Raw genomic sequence first — 16,392 nt, 5'->3', positions numbered from 1 at the left:
AAGGCCACAACACTTGGCGATTAAAGGAAGTGGACCTTCAAGGCAACGCAAGGCTTGCCCGAAGGACTGCGACATCCTAGCTGCGAAGCCCTAAGCCACGTGAGTAAACCAATGGTCGACGTCCTGATCCTGGTCCCCGCCCGCGACGAGCCCCGCTTCGCCGACAGCTGGAACCCGCTGTTCGAACGCCTGGCCGCGCCGCTGCGCGCCAAGGGGCTGAGCGTCGCCTCCCAGCCCTGGACGGACAAGGTCGAGAAGGACCAGGCGCGCCTTGTCATGCCGTCGCTGGCCTGGGGCTATCACGGACGCCAGGACGAATGGTTCGGTTTCCTCGACGGCCTCGAGCGCGACGGGATCCGGGTGGCCAATCCCGCTGATGTGATGCGCTGGAATTCGACCAAGACCTACCTGGTCGAACTGGCCGGGAAGGGCGCGCCGGTGGTGCCGACCCATGCGCATGACGCGCTGACCCTGGAGCATGTCCAAGCGGCTTTCGACGCCTTTGGGGTCGACGAGGTGGTGGTCAAGCCGCAGGTCTCGGCCGGCTCGCACGAGACCATCCGGGTCAAGCGGCACGGCTCGCTGGAGGGCGGCCCGTCGGGTCCGGCCCTGATCCAGCCGTTCCTGCCGGCGGTGGGCGAGGAGGGCGAGCTGTCGCTGTTCTTCTTCGACGGCCAGTTCAGCCATGCGGTGACCAAGGTCGCGGTGGCGGGCGATTTCCGGGTGCAGCCGCAGTTCGGCGGCCAGGTCAGCGAGATCGCGCCGGAACGCGAGGCGCTGCGGGCGGCGGAAATGGTGCTGGAGGCGGCGGGTGAGCCGCTGACCTATGCGCGGGTGGACCTCATCCGGGGTCTGGAACACACGCCACAGCTGATGGAACTGGAGGTGATCGAGCCGGACCTGTTCCTGGAGCACGCGCATGATCATGGCGCGGCGTTCGCGGCGGCGGTGGTGCGGGCGATCGGCTGACTTGCCCCCACCTGACCTCGCTTTGCGAGGTCGTCCGCCCCCAGAGGGGGCAGAAGGTTCGCGCCGTCCTTCTTCCCCCTCCGGGGGAGGAGCGCCGAAGGCGCGGAGGGGGCAAGTCAGACCCCCAGGAACAGCTCCCGCGACGGACACAGGTCGCTGATCTTGCAGATCTCGCACTTGGGCTTGCGCGCCACGCAGACATACCGTCCATGCAGGATCAGCCAGTGGTGCGCCCGCGTCTGGTAGGGCCCGGGTACGACCCGCATCAGGTCCTGCTCCACCGCATCGGGAACCTTGCCCGCCGACAGCTTCAGCCGGTGGGACACCCGGAAGACGTGCGTGTCGACGGCGATGGCCGGTTCGATGTCCAGCTCGTTCAGCACAACCGATGCCGTCTTGCGGCCCACGCCGGGCAGAGCCTCGAGATCAGTACGGTTCAGCGGCACTTCCCCGCCGTGCTTGTCCATCAAGATATGGGCTGCGGCGATGACGTTCTTGGCCTTGGTGCGGAACAGGCCGATCGAGGCGATATATTTGATCAGCCCCTCTTCCCCGAGCTCCAGCATCTTCTCGGCGCTGTCGGCGACCTGGAACAGCGGGCCGGTGGCCTTGTTGACCTGGACGTCGGTGGCCTGGGCCGAGAGCGCCACGGCGGTGACCAGCTCGTAGGGGTTGGAATAGTTCAGCTCGGTCTTGGGATGCAGGTCCAGGCTCTCGAAACGCGCGAACAGGATCTCGACGCGCTCCCGCTCGGCGGGGCTGATCCGCTTTACGGGCGGCTTCTTTTTCTTAGCGAGAGCGGGCTTGGCCATGGGCCGGAACATGCCGTGATGCGGGCGCCTCGCCAAGCGCGGGAAGGGCTCCTAAATTCCCGTCATGGCCCTGCCCATCTACATGGACCGCGTGATCGCGCCGCATCGCTCGCTGAGCCCGCAAGGGGCGGCGGTGCTGCTGGGCGTGATGATGGCGTTCAACGTGATGGTGGCGATCTTCCTGCTGGCGGTGCGCGCGCCCGTGGTGCTGCCGTTCCTGGGGCTGGATGTGCTGGCCCTATGGTTAGCCTTAAGGGCTAGCGATCGCGCCGCCCGCCGCGTCGAGCGCGTGCAGGTCACCGCCGAGGCCGTCACCGTCAGCCGCGAGGACGAGAAGGGCGCCCGCACCGTCTGGACCTCGCCCACCGCCTTCACACGCGTCGGCGTCGACCATCCTGGTGTCCACGAGACCCGCGTGCGGCTGATGATCTATCGCAAGCGCCTGACCCTGGCCCGATCGCTGGGACCCGACGAGCGGGAACGCTTCGCCGGCGACCTGGAGGCGGCTATCCGCAAAGCTAGGAGCGAACGTTGGTCATGACCGCAAGAACCGGGCGGACACCGTTCTGCGAGGCGCCTAGCCTATGACCATGGCATACGACGCAACCCCTTTTGAGACCGAAAGCGAAGAGCTGGTTCGCCTGGCGGAACGCTCGGTCGACTATCACCGCATGGCCAAGGCGCTGAACTGGCTGGCCGAGCGGTGGTCCGATCATCCCTCGCTGGACGAGGCGGCCCAGGCCGTGGGCCTGTCGCCGTTCCATTTCCAGCGCATCTTCACCCGCTGGGCCGGGGTCAGCCCCAAGAGCTTCGTCTCGGCCATCGCCCATGCCGAGGCTCGGCGCTCGCTGGAGGCCGGCGGCACGGTGCTGGACGCGGCCTTCGACGCCGGGCTGTCGGGGCCGTCACGCCTGCACGACCTGTTCATCGCCCAGGAGGCGGTGACCCCGGGCGAGGTGCGTCGGCGCGGGGCGGGCATGAAGCTGCGCTGGGGCTGGGCCCCGACGCCGTTCGGCAAGGGCCTGTTCGTGATGGCCGATCGCGGCCTGGCGGGCCTGGCCTTCTCGGACGGCGATGACGAGGCGTCCTTCGCCGACATGCACCGCCGGTTCCCGGCCGCCGACTGGACCCGCGACGACATGGCCGCCCAGGCCACGGCCCTGCACGCCTTCGCGGGCGGGGAGGGGCCGCTGCCGATCGTGCTGATCGGCTCGCCCTACCACGTGCAGGTCTGGAAGGCGCTGCTGCAGATCCCGGCCGGCGAGACGGCCACCTATGGCCAGGTCGCCTGCTGGGCCGGCAAGCCCAAGGCCTTCCAGGCCACCGGCGGCGCCATCGGGGCCAACCCGATCTCGCTGCTGATCCCCTGCCACCGGGCCATCGGCAAGAGTGGCAAGCTGACCGGCTACCACTGGGGCTTGGCCCGCAAGGCCGCGATCCTGGGGATGGAGGCGGTTCGCGCCGCCTCCTGATCCCTACAGAATAAACCGGCTCAGATCGGCATTGGCCGCCAGGGCGCCGATGCGTTCCTGGACGTAGGCCGCGTCGATCGCCACCGTCTCACCACCACGATCGGCGGCGGTGAAGCTGATCTCCTCGACCACCTTTTCCATGATCGTCTGCAGACGGCGGGCGCCGATGTTCTCGACCGAGCCGTTCACGGCCACGGCCGCGTCGGCCAGGGCGTCGATCGCCTCGTCCGAGAAGGTCAGGGTCACGCCTTCGGTCAGCATCAGGGCCTGGTGCTGACGGATCAGGTTGGCTTCCGGCTCCGTGAGGATCCGGCGCATGTCGTCGCGCGACAGGCCCTTCAGTTCGACGCGGATCGGCAGGCGGCCTTGCAGCTCGGGCAGCAGGTCCGACGGCTTGGCGACATGGAAGGCGCCCGAGGCGATGAACAGGATGTGGTCGGTCTTCACCGGGCCATACTTGGTCGAGACGGTCGTACCCTCGATCAGCGGCAGCAAGTCACGCTGCACGCCTTCGCGGCTCACGTCGGCCCCCGAGCGCTGCGAGCTGCTGGCGACCTTGTCGATCTCGTCCAGGAAGACGATGCCGTGGTTCTCGGCCAGCTCCAGGGCCTCCTGCGTCAGGGCCTCCTGGTCCAGCAGCTTGTCGCTTTCCTCGGCGATCAGCGGAGCCCAGGCGCCGGTGACGGTGGTCTTGTGGGTCTTGGTGCGATTGCCGCCCAGCGACTTCATCATCTCCGACAGGTTCAGCACCTGGGCGCCGGGCTGGCCGGGGATCTCGAAGCTGCCGCCGCCGCCGGTGTCGGCCAGCTGAAGCTCGACCTCCTTGTCGTCCAGCTCGCCGGCGCGGAGTTTCCTGCGGAAGCTGTCGCGGGCGGCGGTCGAGCCGGGGCCGGTCATGGCGTCGAGGATCCGCTCCTCGGCGGCGGCCTCTGCTTTTGCTTTCACGGCGGCGCGGCGCTTGTCGCGGACCATCGAGAGGGCGCTTTCGACCAGGTCGCGGACGATCTGGTCGACGTCGCGGCCGACATAGCCGACCTCGGTGAACTTGGTGGCCTCCACTTTAAGGAACGGCGCCTGGGCCAGCTTGGCCAGGCGGCGGGCGATCTCGGTCTTGCCCACCCCCGTGGGGCCGATCAGCAGGATGTTCTTGGGCGTCACCTCGTCACGCAGGTCCGCCGGCACGCGGCGGCGGCGCCAGCGGTTGCGCAGGGCCACGGCGACGGCCTTCTTGGCCTCGGCGTGGCCGACGATGTAGCGGTCCAACTCGGAAACGATCTCGCGGGGGGAAAACTCAGTCATCGGTCGTTGATCAGGGCCTCGAAGATCAGACGCCACCCTTCGGGGCGCCGTTGCCAGACATGCATATAGTGCGCGGCGGCGGATTTTTGAGCGTCTGTCGTCCAGCGGGCCTCGCCATGGGTCCAGACCAGGTCGCCGGCCTTGGAGGCGCCGCCGCCGCGCAGGGTCAGGGCGGTGGTCGCCGGACGCTTGGCCAGCCGCTCGCTCGTCGCCGTCGGCGTCAGGGTCCGCATGCCGTTCGGGCCCAGCATATGGGCGTTGTCGCTGAGCACGGCGCGGTAGGCGGCGGCCGTGTCGGTCAGGGCGGCGGCGGCTAGGCCAGCCTCGGCCGCGCTCACGGCCTCGAAGGCCTTGGCGGGCGAGGCCTCGCCCTGGGTCGCGACCGGGGCCATGACCGCCGGCGTCGTCTGGGCCGGGGCCGAGGTGGAATCGGCCACGCCGCCGCCGTCATAGACCCAGCGCCAGGTTCCGTCGGCGTCCTTGCGCCAGATGCTGGAGAACCAGCCGCCCGGCCGGCCGTCGAACTGGGTAGGGCCGGTCGACAGGCCAAGGTCGCCCGACTTGGAGGCCACGACGAAGGCGGGCCACCAGGCGATCTTCGGCTCGCCCTCGCCCGATTGCGCGCCGTAGAAGACGCGGGCGTTCACCGGGCCCGGGCTAAAGACGATGGCGTCGGGCGCCATGTGCTTGAGGAACGAGGCGCGGATGCCCATCGCCGCGCCGTCGGCGGCGAAGGCGCGCTCGGCCGCCTCGATCTGGCGGCCGGGCGTCTTGGTCTCGGCCAGAGCCGTGTTGGCGGCGGTCAACGCAACGATGGCGGTCAGAACGGTCTTGAGCATGGCAGGATCCTCCCCTGCGCTCAGCAAACGCCGATGAACTTTCCACGCATCTCAATTGCGACGAAAGCCGGCGCCGCTTCGACGGCGCGCTGAACCGCCGTCTACAGCACTTCGACGGTGAGGTTGCCGTTCGTGTAGACGCAGATCTCGGCGGCGATGCCCATGGCCTTGCGAGCCAGTTCCTCGGCGGAAAGATCCAGGTCGATCAGCGCCTTGCCGGCCGCCAGGGCGTAGTTGCCGCCCGAGCCGATCGCCGCCACGGCGTTGCCGCCAGGGCTCTCGCCCGGCTCCAGCACGTCGCCGACGCCGGTGACGGTGTAGATGGCGGTCTTGTCGGCCACCAGCAACATGGCCTCCAGCTTGCGCAGGTAGCGGTCGGTGCGCCAGTCCTTGGCGAGATCCACGCAGGCGCGGGCCAGCTGGTCGGGATACTGTTCCAGCTTGGCCTCCAGACGCTCAATGAGCGTGAAGGCGTCGGCCGTGGCGCCGGCGAAACCCGCCACCACCTTGCCGCCGGCCAGGCGGCGCACCTTGCGGGCGTTGCCCTTGACGACGGTTGGGCCCATGGAGACCTGTCCGTCGCCGGCGATCACGGTCTGTCCGTTCTTGCGCACCGCCAGAATGGTCGTGCCGTGCCAGTCGGGGAAGGAGTTCGAGCTTTGCATGGCTTCGCATGTGGCGAGGCCGGGCCGGAGGGTCAAGCGCCGTGAGTTTTTCGCCCAAGCCTTTCTCGGAAGCCGAAGTCGAGCGCTATGCCCGCCACCTGGTTCTGCGCGAGATCGGCGGGCCAGGGCAGCAGAAGCTGAAGGCCGCCCGCATTCTGGTGGTCGGAGCCGGCGGCCTGGGCGCGCCGGCGTCGCTGTATCTGGCGGCCGCCGGGATCGGCACGATCGGCCTCGTGGATCCCGACGCCGTCTCGCTGTCGAATCTCCAGCGCCAGGTGCTGTATGCGGCCTCTGACGTGGGCCGCCCCAAGGTCGAGGCAGCCGTCGAGCGCCTGGGCGCCCTGAACCCGCATACGACCATCGAGACCCATCCGGTATGGCTGGACGCCGTCAACGCCGGCGACATCGTCTCGCGGTATGACCTCGTCCTCGACGGCACCGACGATTTCGCCACCCGCTTCGCCGTCAGCGACGCCTGCCTGGCCCACGGCAAGCCGCTGGTCAGCGGGGCCCTGGGGCGCTGGACCGGTCAGGTCGGAGTGTTCCACGGCCAGCCCTGCTACCGCTGCCTGGTGCCCGAGGTTCCGCCGGACGCCGAGACCTGCTCGCTAGTCGGCGTCGTCGGCGCCCTGGCCGGGGTGATCGGCTCGATGATGGCCCTGGAGGCGGTCAAGCTGGTCGCCGGCGCCGGCCAGCCCTTGTCCGGCAAGCTGTTGATCTATGACGCCCTGGCGGCGGAAACGCGTACGGTGCGGATCGGGGCCGATCCCCATTGTCCGTCGTGCGGCGCTTGACGGCTTTCGCATAACGGCGTTCGTTTCGTTTTAATGAGATCTCTCGGGGGAGAGCGGGGATGAAGATGCTGCTGCGCGGTCTGGCGACCGCTCTCCTGCTGATCATCGTCTTGGCGGGGGCGGGCTGGCTGTTGCTGCAGCGGCCTGACATCCCCTACGACACGCTGGAAGCCAAGTATGGCTACGCCGACAGCCGCTACATGGACCTGCCCGGCGGGGTGCGGGCGCATTATCGCGACGTCGGCCCGCGCGACGCGCCGGTCATCGTGCTGGTGCATGGCTTCGCCGCCTCGACCCACGCCTGGGACGGCTGGGTGAAGGCGTTGTCGGACGAGTATCGCGTCGTGGTGCTGGATCTGCCCGGCCACGGCCTGACCCGCACCGATGACGCCTATGTCGTCCAGCCCGACAGCTTCGAGAACGTGGTCGACCAGGTGACCCGGGGCCTGGGCCTGACCCGCTTCACGCTGGGCGGCAATTCGATGGGCGGCGAGGTGGCCTGGACCTATGCCGTGGACCACCCCGACCGCGTTTCGCGTCTGATCCTGGTCGACGCCGCCGGCTGGCCGACCAAGGGGCGCGGCGGCGCGACGATCTTCAAGTTCATGGGCAATCCGGTCGGCCGGCGAGTGCTGAAGGAGATCGAGATCCGCCCGCTGATGACCCAGGCGCTGAAGGCGGCCTATATCGATCCCAAGCTGGTCACGCCCGCCCTGATCGACCGCTATGTCGACCTGGCCCGCGCGCCCGGCCATCGCACGGTCTTGCTCGGCCAGCGGCCGCGCCGGGTGGCCACGGCGCCGGACCTGTCGACCATTCACGTCCCGACCCTGGTCATCTTCGGCCAGGAGGACCGCCTGATCCCACCCGCCGATGGCGAGAAGTTCCACAAGGCCATACCGGGCGCGACCCTGATCCTCTATCCGGGCGTGGGCCACGTGCCGATGGAGCAGATCCCCGACCGCTCCGCCGCCGACCTCAAGGCCTGGCTGGCGGCGCATCCGGCCAAGGGTTAGGCGCCGAAAGCCTTGGCGATGTGAGCGGTGGTCTCCGTCAGGATCTTGGTGGTCGTGAAGCGATCCCAACCCCGGTGACCGACCCAGTCCATCTGAATGTACTTGGCGGTATTGCCGGCCGATTTCAGGGCCTTGGCCATGGTCTTGGACTGCTCGACCGGCACGATCGAGTCGACCGTGCCGTGGATCAGCAGCACGGGCGCGCGGATCTCCCGCGCCCGCAGCGCCGGTGAGCCGGCGGCCAGCAGCGTCTTGTCGGCGACCGGATCGCCGATCGTCTTGAGCCAGTACTGATAGCTGGGGGCGTCCGCGCCGTCGTCGTTGCGGACGCTGGCCAGGAAGTCGTCCAGATGGGTGACCCCGGCGATGGCCACCACAGCGCGATAGGCGTCTGGCGTCTTCACGGCGCCCATCAAGGCGGCGTAGCCGCCATAGCTGGCGCCACAGATCGCCACGCGGGCGCGATCGATCTTGCCGGTGGCCAGAGCCGCGGCCAGGGCGTCCTCCACGTCGTTCTGCATCTCGACGCCCCAATGCTTGCGGCCGGCGTCGGCGAAGGCGCGGCCATAACCGCCCGAACCCCGGAAATTGACCTGCAGGACCGCCCAGCCCCGCGCGGCGAAGGCCTGGGCGAACAGGTCGAAGCTGTAGGCATCCCGCATCTCGGGCCCACCGTGGGGATAGACGACCAGAGGGCAGGGGCCGGCGGCATTCTGGGGCAGGGTAAGGTAGGCGGTCAGGTCCAGGCCATCGCGGGCCTTGAGCTTCAGGGTGCGCATGGCCGCCAGCCGACTGTTCAGCCAGGGACGCGTCTGGCCCAGCTGGCTCAGACGACCGGCCACGTCATAGAACCAGTAGGAGCCAGGATCGGTTGGGCTGCTGGTGTGCAGGACGAACCGCTGGTGATCCAGACTGACGTCGATGAAGGTCAGGTTGGCGTCATGCTTGAAGACCGCCGACAGCTGTTCGAAGCCGGCCTTGAGCGCGGGTTCGAAGAAGATGTAGTCGCGCCGGTCCTCGGTGAAGGCGGCGGCGATCAAGCGGCTCCGGTCGTCCATGAACACGTCGGTGATGTCGCGCCCCGGTCGGGCGGCGATGGTCTCGCCCAGTTCCAGCTTGGCCAGGTCGAAGCGGCGCAGGACGCTGCCGTCGTCACCGTCGCGCTGGGATGAAACCAGCAACACGCCGGCCTCCGACGTCGCCCCGACGATCTCGAGGTCAGAGAATCGACGCATCTCATCTCGCCGGAGCTTGCGATAAAGCGTCCAGTCCTTGGCGCCGGGGGCGCGAGTGAACAGCGAAACGACCGTGCCGCGACGATTGGCGTCGAACCGCACCACCGGTACGCCATTCTGGGTGAACCAGCCGTAGGTCGAGGTCTCGCCGCGCTCGAACAGGGTCGCCGCGCCGGTGCGCACGTCCACCTTGTAGAGCGCGTAGCGGAGTTTCTGGCTCTCCCAGGCCTGCATCAGGATCAGGTTCGGGTCCTCGGGGAGGATGTCGACGACCGTGCCCAGGTCGAACTCCCGCAACAGAACCTCGTCCTGGCCGAACAGCAGGGCGGATTCGGATCCGTCCAGGTTCATCGACAGGATGCGGTTCTTGGGGGCGTCGAAATAGAGGTCGCCATAGCGGACGCGGGTGGGCTTACCGTCCAGCTCCTTGTGGATGTCCACCCAGATCAGCAGCCGTTCGTCATTGGCCCACTGGATTTTCTGGACATCGTAGTCGCCGATCAGGATCGGGATCGGCTGCGCCTTGGGCTTGCTGACATCCTGAAGCAGGACATAGGCCTTGAGGGTCTCGCCCACATGTTCGACATGCAGGACGGCCAGTTGAGCGCCGTTGGGCGACAAGGCCGCGCCCAGGACGGTGGACGGCGCCGTCAGCTCGTCGATCGACGGCGCGGTCGTCGCGGCGCAAGCGGCCGACAGCAGGCCAGGCGCGACCGCGCCGCCGGCCAGGAGTCCACGCCTGGAAATCATGCAAAGCCCCCAATGCAACCTCTGGGACGGGTGCTTGGTTCGGGGCGTCAGGTCAAGCTTGAGCTGAGGAATGCCTAAAGCATCGCCGGAATGACGCGGTCCGGCGGCCGGTGGCCGTCCATGAAGGTCTTCACGTTGACGATGACCTTCTCGCCCATGTCGATGCGGCCCTCGACCGTGGCCGAGCCCATGTGGGGCAGCAGCACGACATTGGGCAGCTTCAGCAGCTTGGGATTGATGGCCGGCTCGTGCTCGTAGACGTCCAGGCCGGCGCCGGCGATCTCGCCCTTGGCCAGCATGTTGGCCAGCGCCCCTTCGTCGATCACCTCGCCCCGGGCGGTGTTGACGATCACCGAATGGGGTCGCAGCAGCTTCAGCCGGCGGGCCGACAGCAGGTGGTAGGTGGCCGGGGTGTGCGGGCAATTGACCGAGACGAAGTCCATCCGGGCCAGCATCTGGTCCAGGCTTTCCCAGTAGGTGCAGCCCAGCTCCTCGGCGATGCGGGGGCTGACGGGCTTGCGGTTGTGATAGTGCACCTGCATGCCGAAGGCCTTGGCGCGGCGGGCCACGGCCTGGCCGATGCGGCCCATGCCGATGATGCCCAGGCGCTTGCCCCACAGGCGGCGGCCCAGCATCCAGGTCGGCGACCAGCCCTGGAAGCCGCCGGCCTTCACGACCTCCGCGCCTTCGACCACGCGGCGCGAGGCGGCCATGATCAGGGTCATGGTCAGGTCGGCGGTGTCCTCGGTGAGCACGCCGGGCGTATTGGTGACGATGATGCCGCGCGCATTGGCCGTGGCGACGTCGATATTGTCCACGCCGGCGCCGAAATTCGCGATCAGCTTGAGCCGATCGCCGGATCGCGACAGAAGACGCGAGTCGATACGATCGGTGATCGTCGGCACCAGCACGTCGGCGCGGCTCATGGCGTCGACCAGTTCATCCGCCGTCAAGGGTTTGTCGGAGACGTTCAGTTCGGTGTCGAACAGTTCGCACATCCGCGTCTCCACCGGGTCGGGGAGTTTGCGGGTGACGATGACTTTGAGCTTGCGAGCGGCCATGGGCGGTTTGAAAAGCTCTCACTGACGGGCGTTTAAAAGCTGTAGCAAAGGGGCCCGAGGGGGCCAAGCAACATGCCGTCGAAAACAGAACATCGTTCGCTTCGTGTCGCTATTGGGGCGCTGGCCGTCCTGCTGGCGGGGCCGGCGATGGCGGACGGGCCCAAGATCACGCCCTCGGGCCTGGAGGTGCCGCGCTACGTCTCGCTAAAATACGCGGAAGTGAACGCCCGCAACGGTCCGGACGAGGCCCACCAGCTGCTGTGGATCTATCACGCCAAGGGCATGCCGGTGCAGATCGTGGCCGAAACCCGCGAGTGGCGGCGGATCTGCGATCCCGAAGGCGGGCTGGCCTGGGTGCACCGCCGGGTGATCGACGGCCGCCGCTCGGCCATGCGGGTGCAGCCGACCAACCTGGCCCTGCTCAGCGCCCCCAAGGCGGGGGCCAAGGTCAGCGCCTATCTGAAGGGCCGCTCCACCGCCAGTCTGGACAAGTGCGAGGAGGGCTGGTGCAAGCTGCGGGCCGACGGCTCGTCGGGCTGGGCGCGCGAAACCGACATCTGGGGCGCCGATCCCGCCGTCCAATGCCGCAAGGGATAGGCTAATCTCAGGAACGGCCTGCCTCAGGGAAACGTTGAGACCTGACCCGCCGCCGTGCTAGGGCGTCCCCTATGCAGAAGAACGCCTATACCTACGAAGAACTCCTGGCCTGCGGTCGCGGCGAGCTGTTCGGCCCCGGCAACGCCCAGCTTCCGGCCCCGCCGATGCTGATGTTCGACCGTATCGTTCGGATCGAATCCGACGGCGGCAAGTACGGCAAGGGCTATGTCGAGGCTGAATTCGACATCAATCCCGACCTTTGGTTCTTCGGTTGCCACTTCATCGGCGACCCCGTCATGCCCGGTTGCCTGGGCCTGGACGCCATGTGGCAGCTGGTCGGCTTCTTCCTGGGTTGGTCGGGCGCGCCCGGCCGTGGCCGCGCCCTGGGCGTCGGCGAGGTGAAATTCACCGGCCAAGTCACCCCGGACGTCAAGAAAGTCGTCTACAAGATCGACCTGAAGCGGGTGATCATGCGCAAACTCGTCATGGGAATCGGCGAAGGCGTTCTGGAAGCCGACGGCAAGGTGATCTACGAAACCAAGGACCTGAAGGTCGGCACGTTCACCGCCGAACAGATGGCTTCTTGATCCGTTAGACGAGACCGGCCCCCGAGAGTCGGTCCCTTGCGGATCGCCTGGGGGAGAAGAGGATTTACGATATGCGTCGCGTCGTCGTCACCGGACTGGGGATCGTCTCGTCCATCGGCAACAACGCCAATGAGGTGTTGGCGTCCCTGCGGGAAGCCAAGTCCGGCGTGATCTCCGCGCCGGAATATGCCGAGCGCGGGTTCCGCTGCCAGGTCCATGCCGCGCCCCAGATCGAATGGGAGTCGCTGGTCGACCGCCGCGCCGCGCGCTTCCTGTCGCCGGGCCTGGCCTATGCCCACGTCGCCATGGAGCAGGCGATCGCCGATTCCGGGCTGGAAGAGGGCGAGATCTCCAACGAGCGCACCGGCCTGATCGTCGGTTCGGGCGGTCCCTCGACCAGCATCATCGTCGAGGCCGCGGCCACGACGATCGAGAAGGGTCCCAAGCGGATCGGTCCGTTCGCGGTGCCCAAGGCCATGAGCTCGGGCCCGTCGGCCGTGCTGTCGACCTGGTTCAAGATCCGCGGCATCAACTATTCGATCAGCTCGGCCTGCGCGACCAGCGCCCACTGCATCGGCGCGGGCGCCGAGCAGATCCAGCTGGGCAAGCAGGACATCATCTTCGCCGGCGGTTGCGAGGAGCTGGACTGGACCCTGTCGAACCTGTTCGACGCCATGGGCGCCATGTCCACGCACTTCAACGACAATCCGGCCGTGGCCAGCCGCGCCTATGACAAGAACCGCGACGGCTTCGTCATCGCGGGCGGCGCGGGCATCGTGGTCCTCGAGGAATACGAGCACGCCAAGGCGCGTGGGGCCAAGATCTACGGCGAACTGGTTGGCTACGCCGCCAATTCGGACGGCTTCGACATGGTCGCCCCGTCGGGCGAGGGCGCGGCGCGCTGCATGAAGATCGCCATGGCCGAGGCTGGCAACCGCACCATCGACTATCTGAACCCGCACGGCACCTCGACGCCGGTCGGCGACAGCAAGGAGATGGGCGCGGTGCGCGAAGTCTTCGGCGACAAGGCCCCGCTGATCTCGTCGACCAAGTCCCTGACCGGCCACAGCCTGGGCGCCGCCGGCGCGCAGGAGGCCATCTACTCGATCCTGATGCTCAACAACGGCTTCGCGGCCGAGAGCGCCCATATCGAGGAGCTGGACCCCGAGTTCGCCGACCTGCCGATCCTGCAAAAGCGCGTGGACAAGGCGCTGGAGACGGTGATGTCCAACAGCTTCGGCTTTGGCGGCACCAACGGCACGCTGATCTTCAGCCGCGTCTAGGGCGGAGCGGGCGTCATGAGCGCCCGCGAGGCTTTCGATCTCTACAAGGCCGGCCGATTGGCCGAGGCCGTCGCCCTGTGCGAGCGGCTGGTCCTGGTCGCGCCCAGCGTCGAGGCCTGGCACATCCTGGGCGTCTCGCGGTTGGGGCTGGGGCGGGCCGAGGGGGCGTTGGACGCCCTTGATCAGGGCCTGGCGCTGGATAGTAAGCGACCTGGCTTATTGTCGGCAAAAGCCTTGGCTCTCAATAGCTTGGGACGTGATGTGGAGGCGGTGGTCGCCGGTCGTGCGGCCCTGGCGGCCGACCCCGCCAACCCGCCGGTGCTGGGCGCCCTGGCCGTCTCGCTGCAACGCCTGGGCGGTTTCGAGGAGGCGCTGGCGGTGCTGGACCATGCCGTCCAGGCCTCGCCGGGCGACGCCAAGACGCTGGCCAGCCGCGCGGCGCTGCTGTCGCTGCTGAACCGTCCGGCCGACGCGGCGCGGGACCTGGAAGCGGTGATGGAGATCGACCCGCTGCATCCCCGTCTGGCCGGCGACCTGATGTGGGCCCGCCGCCAGACCTGCGACTGGCGCGAGGACGCGGCCCTGGACATGCTGGTCAAGGCCGAGCTGAAGCTAGGCCGCGCCGCGATCACGCCGTTCGCGGCCCTGGCCATCTTCGACGAGCCCGTCGTGCACCGCCGCTGCGCCGAGCTGTCGGCTCCGCCACCGGCGCCGACCCCGGTGTGGCCGGAGCGACCGGCGGGGACGCGGATCCGCATCGCCTATCTGTCCGCCGACCTGCACGAGCACGCCACCGCCAGGCTGTTGGCTGGCGTGCTGGAGGCGCACGACCGTGACCGCTTCGAGATCTTCGCCGTCTCGTACGGCCCCGAGACCGGCGGGGCTATGCGCGAACGCCTGAAGGCGGGTTGCGAGCACTGGGTCGAGGCGCGAAACCTGAGCGATTCCAACATCGCCGCCCTGTGCCGCGAGACCAGGATCGACATCGCCGTCGACCTGAAGGGCTATACCCAGGACGGCCGGCCGGGGATCCTGGCCCATCGCGCGGCGCCGGTTCAGGTCAGCTGGCTGGGCTATCCAGGGACCTTGGGCGCGCATGCTGACGTCGTGCTGGCCGACGCCGTGACCATCCCGCCGGGCGCGGAGTCCGACTGGTCCGAGGCGGTGGTCCGGCTGCCGTTATACCAGCCTAACGACGCGCTCGGTGTGACGGCGCCGCCGCCCGGTAGGGCCGAGGTGGGTCTGCCCGAGGACGCGGTCGTCCTGTGCTGCTTCAACAACCCGGCCAAGATCACGCCCCAGACCTTCGCGGCCTGGATGGCGATCCTAAAGGCCGCGCCGCAAGCGGTGCTCTGGCTCTATGACGGCGCCCCCGGCGCGGCCGAGAACCTGCGGCGCGAGGCGGAAGGGGCGGGGGTGGATCCCGAGCGGCTGGTCTTCGCCGCGCCCGCGCCGCACGATCAGCACCTGGCCCGCCACGCCCTGGCCGACCTGGTCCTCGACACTTGGCCCTATGGCGCCCACACGACAGCGAGCGACGCGCTGCGCATGGGATTCCGATACTGAGCCTTCCAGGCAAGAGTTTCGCTAGCCGCGTTGGGGCTAGCCTGCTGACCGCCCTCGAGCTGCCGGAGCTAATCGCTGCGGATACAAAGGCTTATGTCGCCCAAGCGGTTCGTCTCGCCAACGACCGTGCGGCTTTGACAGCGCTCAAGGCTCGGGTGTCGCGGCAGATCCGAACCGCACCGGTGTTCGACCCGATCGCCTCCGCACGATCGCTGGAGATAGCGTTCGAGAAAATGCTCACCTAAGGTTGATGGTGTTCCGCGTTCGGCGGTAAGCTTGGCCATTACCGTCTAGCGAGCGTTCCCTCATGCCTCCCGTCGATCTGCCGCAAGTTCCGTGGATCGAGGGCGTGTCCGTGATCCCCTATCTCGACGCCTCGAGCGCGACCGCCGAGCAGCGCCGCTTCGTCACCGACCTGCACCGCGACGGCGTTGCCGTGTTCGACCTGGGGCCGGACGCCACGGACCTGATCGACCGCGCCACCGCCGACGCCGAGCGGTTTTTCCGCCCTGGAAAACGCCGCGCCCAGGATGTCTGGCGGCGCTCCCGGGCCGTCCGCGACCTGGCCAGCCATACCAAGCTGACCGATATGCTGGCCCTGGCGTATGGCCGCGCGCCCTTCGCCTTTCAGACCCTGAATTTCCGCGAAGGCAGCGAGCAGCACGCCCATTCCGACGTCGCCCACTTTCACAGCCAGCCGCCGCGCTTCATGTGCGGGGCCTGGATCGCGCTGGAGGACGTGACGGCCGACGCGGGGCCGCTATTTTACCATCCGGGCAGCCACCGCCAGCGGATCTTCGAGATGCGCGACGCCGGGGTGGAGGGGCGCCGTCCCAAGCGCGGCGACTATGCGGCCCACTATGTCGACGCCTTCGCGCGCCAGGTGGCCGGCGAGCCGCGTCCGGCCCTGCTGCGCAAGGGCCAGGTGCTGGTCTGGGCCGCCAACACCACCCACGGCGGGCTGGCCATCCAGCGGGCGGGCGCGACCCGGCGCTCGCTGGTGACGCACTTCTTCTTTGAGGACTGCGTCTACTACACGCCGCTGTATTCGCGGCCCGAGACCGACGAGCTCTATCTGCGCCTGCCGGCCGATGTGCGCACCGGCGGCGTGGTCTGGCCCAAGCGCGACGGCAAGCCCGTTCCGCTAGGTCCCCGGCCCCTGGCCCAGGCCCTGCGCGACAAGGTCGGAAGGATCGTCCGGGTCGACTGAACGCGGGTTGCGGGTTTCGAAGCGTCGCGCCGCCTGCTAACCACGGTCAACGACTTCTAGAAGGGGCCCGACACATGGCCGACGATTACGCGTTCCCCAAGGGCGAGCTGATGCGGGGCAAGAAGGGCCTCGTCATGGGCGTGGCCAACCACAACTCGATCGCCTGGGGCATCGCCAGCCAGCTGGCCGCCCAGGGCGCCGAGATGGCCTTCACCTATCAGGGCGAAGAGCTGGAGC

General features: G+C 68.2%; 16 protein-coding genes and 1 pseudogene. 11 read left to right on the top strand and 6 right to left on the bottom strand.

From position 1 onward, the window contains the following. Positions 1-111: 111 nt before the first annotated feature. Positions 112-969, top strand: coding sequence for a transporter (locus J7528_RS16205; protein ID WP_291876434.1), 858 nt, complete (start codon positions 112-114; stop codon positions 967-969). Between the two features lie 116 nt (positions 970-1,085). Here J7528_RS16205 and nth read toward each other — a convergent pair whose 3' ends face one another. Further along, positions 1,086-1,793, bottom strand: coding sequence for an endonuclease III (nth, locus tag J7528_RS16200; protein WP_291876923.1), 708 nt, complete (start codon positions 1,791-1,793; stop codon positions 1,086-1,088). A gap of 52 nt (positions 1,794-1,845) precedes the next feature. Between nth and J7528_RS16195 the strand changes: the two genes are divergently transcribed. Both J7528_RS16195 and J7528_RS16190 read left to right on the top strand, forming a co-directional pair. Further along, complete coding sequence (locus J7528_RS16195; protein WP_291876431.1) at positions 1,846-2,322, top strand: DUF2244 domain-containing protein; 477 nt, start codon at positions 1,846-1,848, stop codon at positions 2,320-2,322. A gap of 43 nt (positions 2,323-2,365) precedes the next feature. Next, complete coding sequence (locus J7528_RS16190) at positions 2,366-3,253, top strand: bifunctional helix-turn-helix domain-containing protein/methylated-DNA--[protein]-cysteine S-methyltransferase (RefSeq protein ID WP_291876428.1); 888 nt, start codon at positions 2,366-2,368, stop codon at positions 3,251-3,253. A gap of 3 nt (positions 3,254-3,256) precedes the next feature. On the opposite strand, the gene hslU is transcribed toward J7528_RS16190, so the two are convergent. From hslU to hslV, 3 genes are all read right to left on the bottom strand, one after another. Next, positions 3,257-4,552: an ATP-dependent protease ATPase subunit HslU gene (hslU, locus tag J7528_RS16185; RefSeq protein WP_291876426.1), complete on the bottom strand. Its 1,296-nt coding sequence runs from the start codon at positions 4,550-4,552 to the stop codon at positions 3,257-3,259. Further along, the gene (locus tag J7528_RS16180) at positions 4,549-5,391 is read right to left on the bottom strand and encodes a DUF4440 domain-containing protein (protein ID WP_291876424.1); all 843 of its coding nucleotides are present in this window, start codon (positions 5,389-5,391) and stop codon (positions 4,549-4,551) included. Before J7528_RS16180 ends, hslU begins: the two co-directional genes overlap by 4 nt. Before the next feature lie 101 nt (positions 5,392-5,492). Then, on the bottom strand, positions 5,493-6,092 hold the full coding sequence (gene hslV, locus J7528_RS16175) for an ATP-dependent protease subunit HslV (RefSeq protein ID WP_291876421.1): 600 nt from the start codon (positions 6,090-6,092) through the stop codon (positions 5,493-5,495). Between hslV and moeB the strand changes: the two genes are divergently transcribed. Both moeB and J7528_RS16165 read left to right on the top strand, forming a co-directional pair. Further along, positions 6,065-6,850, top strand: coding sequence for a molybdopterin-synthase adenylyltransferase MoeB (gene moeB / locus J7528_RS16170; protein WP_291876418.1), 786 nt, complete (start codon positions 6,065-6,067; stop codon positions 6,848-6,850). The genes hslV and moeB overlap by 28 nt on opposite strands. Before the next feature lie 59 nt (positions 6,851-6,909). Then, on the top strand, positions 6,910-7,866 hold the full coding sequence (locus J7528_RS16165) for an alpha/beta hydrolase (RefSeq protein WP_291876415.1): 957 nt from the start codon (positions 6,910-6,912) through the stop codon (positions 7,864-7,866). Here J7528_RS16165 and J7528_RS16160 read toward each other — a convergent pair. Further along, positions 7,863-9,851 (bottom strand): S9 family peptidase, encoded by a 1,989-nt coding sequence (locus J7528_RS16160; protein ID WP_291876413.1) that lies wholly within the window; start codon positions 9,849-9,851, stop codon positions 7,863-7,865. The two genes, J7528_RS16165 and J7528_RS16160, sit on opposite strands and share 4 nt — an antisense overlap. A 74-nt stretch (positions 9,852-9,925) precedes the next feature. Continuing rightward, complete coding sequence (locus J7528_RS16155) at positions 9,926-10,912, bottom strand: D-glycerate dehydrogenase (RefSeq protein WP_291876410.1); 987 nt, start codon at positions 10,910-10,912, stop codon at positions 9,926-9,928. Positions 10,913-10,984: 72 nt separating this feature from the next. On the opposite strand from J7528_RS16155, the gene J7528_RS16150 reads away from it, so the two are divergent. The 6 genes and pseudogenes from J7528_RS16150 to J7528_RS16125 form a co-directional block, all read left to right on the top strand. Continuing rightward, the gene (locus J7528_RS16150; protein ID WP_291876407.1) at positions 10,985-11,509 is read left to right on the top strand and encodes an SH3 domain-containing protein; all 525 of its coding nucleotides are present in this window, start codon (positions 10,985-10,987) and stop codon (positions 11,507-11,509) included. Positions 11,510-11,580: 71 nt separating this feature from the next. Further along, the gene (gene fabA / locus J7528_RS16145) at positions 11,581-12,096 is read left to right on the top strand and encodes a 3-hydroxyacyl-[acyl-carrier-protein] dehydratase FabA (protein WP_291876404.1); all 516 of its coding nucleotides are present in this window, start codon (positions 11,581-11,583) and stop codon (positions 12,094-12,096) included. A gap of 71 nt (positions 12,097-12,167) precedes the next feature. Further along, on the top strand, positions 12,168-13,379 hold the full coding sequence (fabB, locus tag J7528_RS16140) for a beta-ketoacyl-ACP synthase I (RefSeq protein ID WP_291876403.1): 1,212 nt from the start codon (positions 12,168-12,170) through the stop codon (positions 13,377-13,379). Positions 13,380-13,394: 15 nt separating this feature from the next. After that, positions 13,395-15,190, top strand: a pseudogene (locus J7528_RS16135) (tetratricopeptide repeat protein). A gap of 62 nt (positions 15,191-15,252) precedes the next feature. Further along, a complete protein-coding gene (locus J7528_RS16130) occupies positions 15,253-16,155 on the top strand; it encodes a phytanoyl-CoA dioxygenase family protein (protein WP_291876400.1) in 903 nt (300 codons plus the stop codon). 74 nt (positions 16,156-16,229) lie between these two features. Continuing rightward, on the top strand, positions 16,230-16,392 hold a 163-nt coding region (locus J7528_RS16125), incomplete at its 3' end, for an SDR family oxidoreductase (protein WP_291876922.1).

The sequence above is a fragment of the Caulobacter sp. genome (assembly GCF_017744445.1).
In the GTDB taxonomy this organism is placed as follows: Bacteria; Pseudomonadota; Alphaproteobacteria; order Caulobacterales; family Caulobacteraceae; genus Caulobacter.
This window is presented reverse-complemented; position numbering and strand designations above follow the sequence as displayed.

Bases quoted from the DNA above. Each gene is read 5' to 3' on its own strand.
- J7528_RS16205 (WP_291876434.1), top strand. From the start codon at position 112: ATGGTCGACGTCCTGATCCTGGTCCCCGCCCGCGACGAGCCCCGCTTC.
- nth (WP_291876923.1), bottom strand. From the start codon at position 1,793: ATGTTCCGGCCCATGGCCAAGCCCGCTCTCGCTAAGAAAAAGAAGCCG.
- J7528_RS16195 (WP_291876431.1), top strand. From the start codon at position 1,846: ATGGCCCTGCCCATCTACATGGACCGCGTGATCGCGCCGCATCGCTCG.
- J7528_RS16190 (WP_291876428.1), top strand. From the start codon at position 2,366: ATGACCATGGCATACGACGCAACCCCTTTTGAGACCGAAAGCGAAGAG.
- hslU (WP_291876426.1), bottom strand. From the start codon at position 4,552: ATGACTGAGTTTTCCCCCCGCGAGATCGTTTCCGAGTTGGACCGCTAC.
- J7528_RS16180 (WP_291876424.1), bottom strand. From the start codon at position 5,391: ATGCTCAAGACCGTTCTGACCGCCATCGTTGCGTTGACCGCCGCCAAC.
- moeB (WP_291876418.1), top strand. From the start codon at position 6,065: ATGTGGCGAGGCCGGGCCGGAGGGTCAAGCGCCGTGAGTTTTTCGCCC.
- J7528_RS16165 (WP_291876415.1), top strand. From the start codon at position 6,910: ATGAAGATGCTGCTGCGCGGTCTGGCGACCGCTCTCCTGCTGATCATC.
- J7528_RS16160 (WP_291876413.1), bottom strand. From the start codon at position 9,851: ATGATTTCCAGGCGTGGACTCCTGGCCGGCGGCGCGGTCGCGCCTGGC.
- J7528_RS16155 (WP_291876410.1), bottom strand. From the start codon at position 10,912: ATGGCCGCTCGCAAGCTCAAAGTCATCGTCACCCGCAAACTCCCCGAC.
- J7528_RS16150 (WP_291876407.1), top strand. From the start codon at position 10,985: ATGCCGTCGAAAACAGAACATCGTTCGCTTCGTGTCGCTATTGGGGCG.
- fabA (WP_291876404.1), top strand. From the start codon at position 11,581: ATGCAGAAGAACGCCTATACCTACGAAGAACTCCTGGCCTGCGGTCGC.
- fabB (WP_291876403.1), top strand. From the start codon at position 12,168: ATGCGTCGCGTCGTCGTCACCGGACTGGGGATCGTCTCGTCCATCGGC.
- J7528_RS16130 (WP_291876400.1), top strand. From the start codon at position 15,253: ATGCCTCCCGTCGATCTGCCGCAAGTTCCGTGGATCGAGGGCGTGTCC.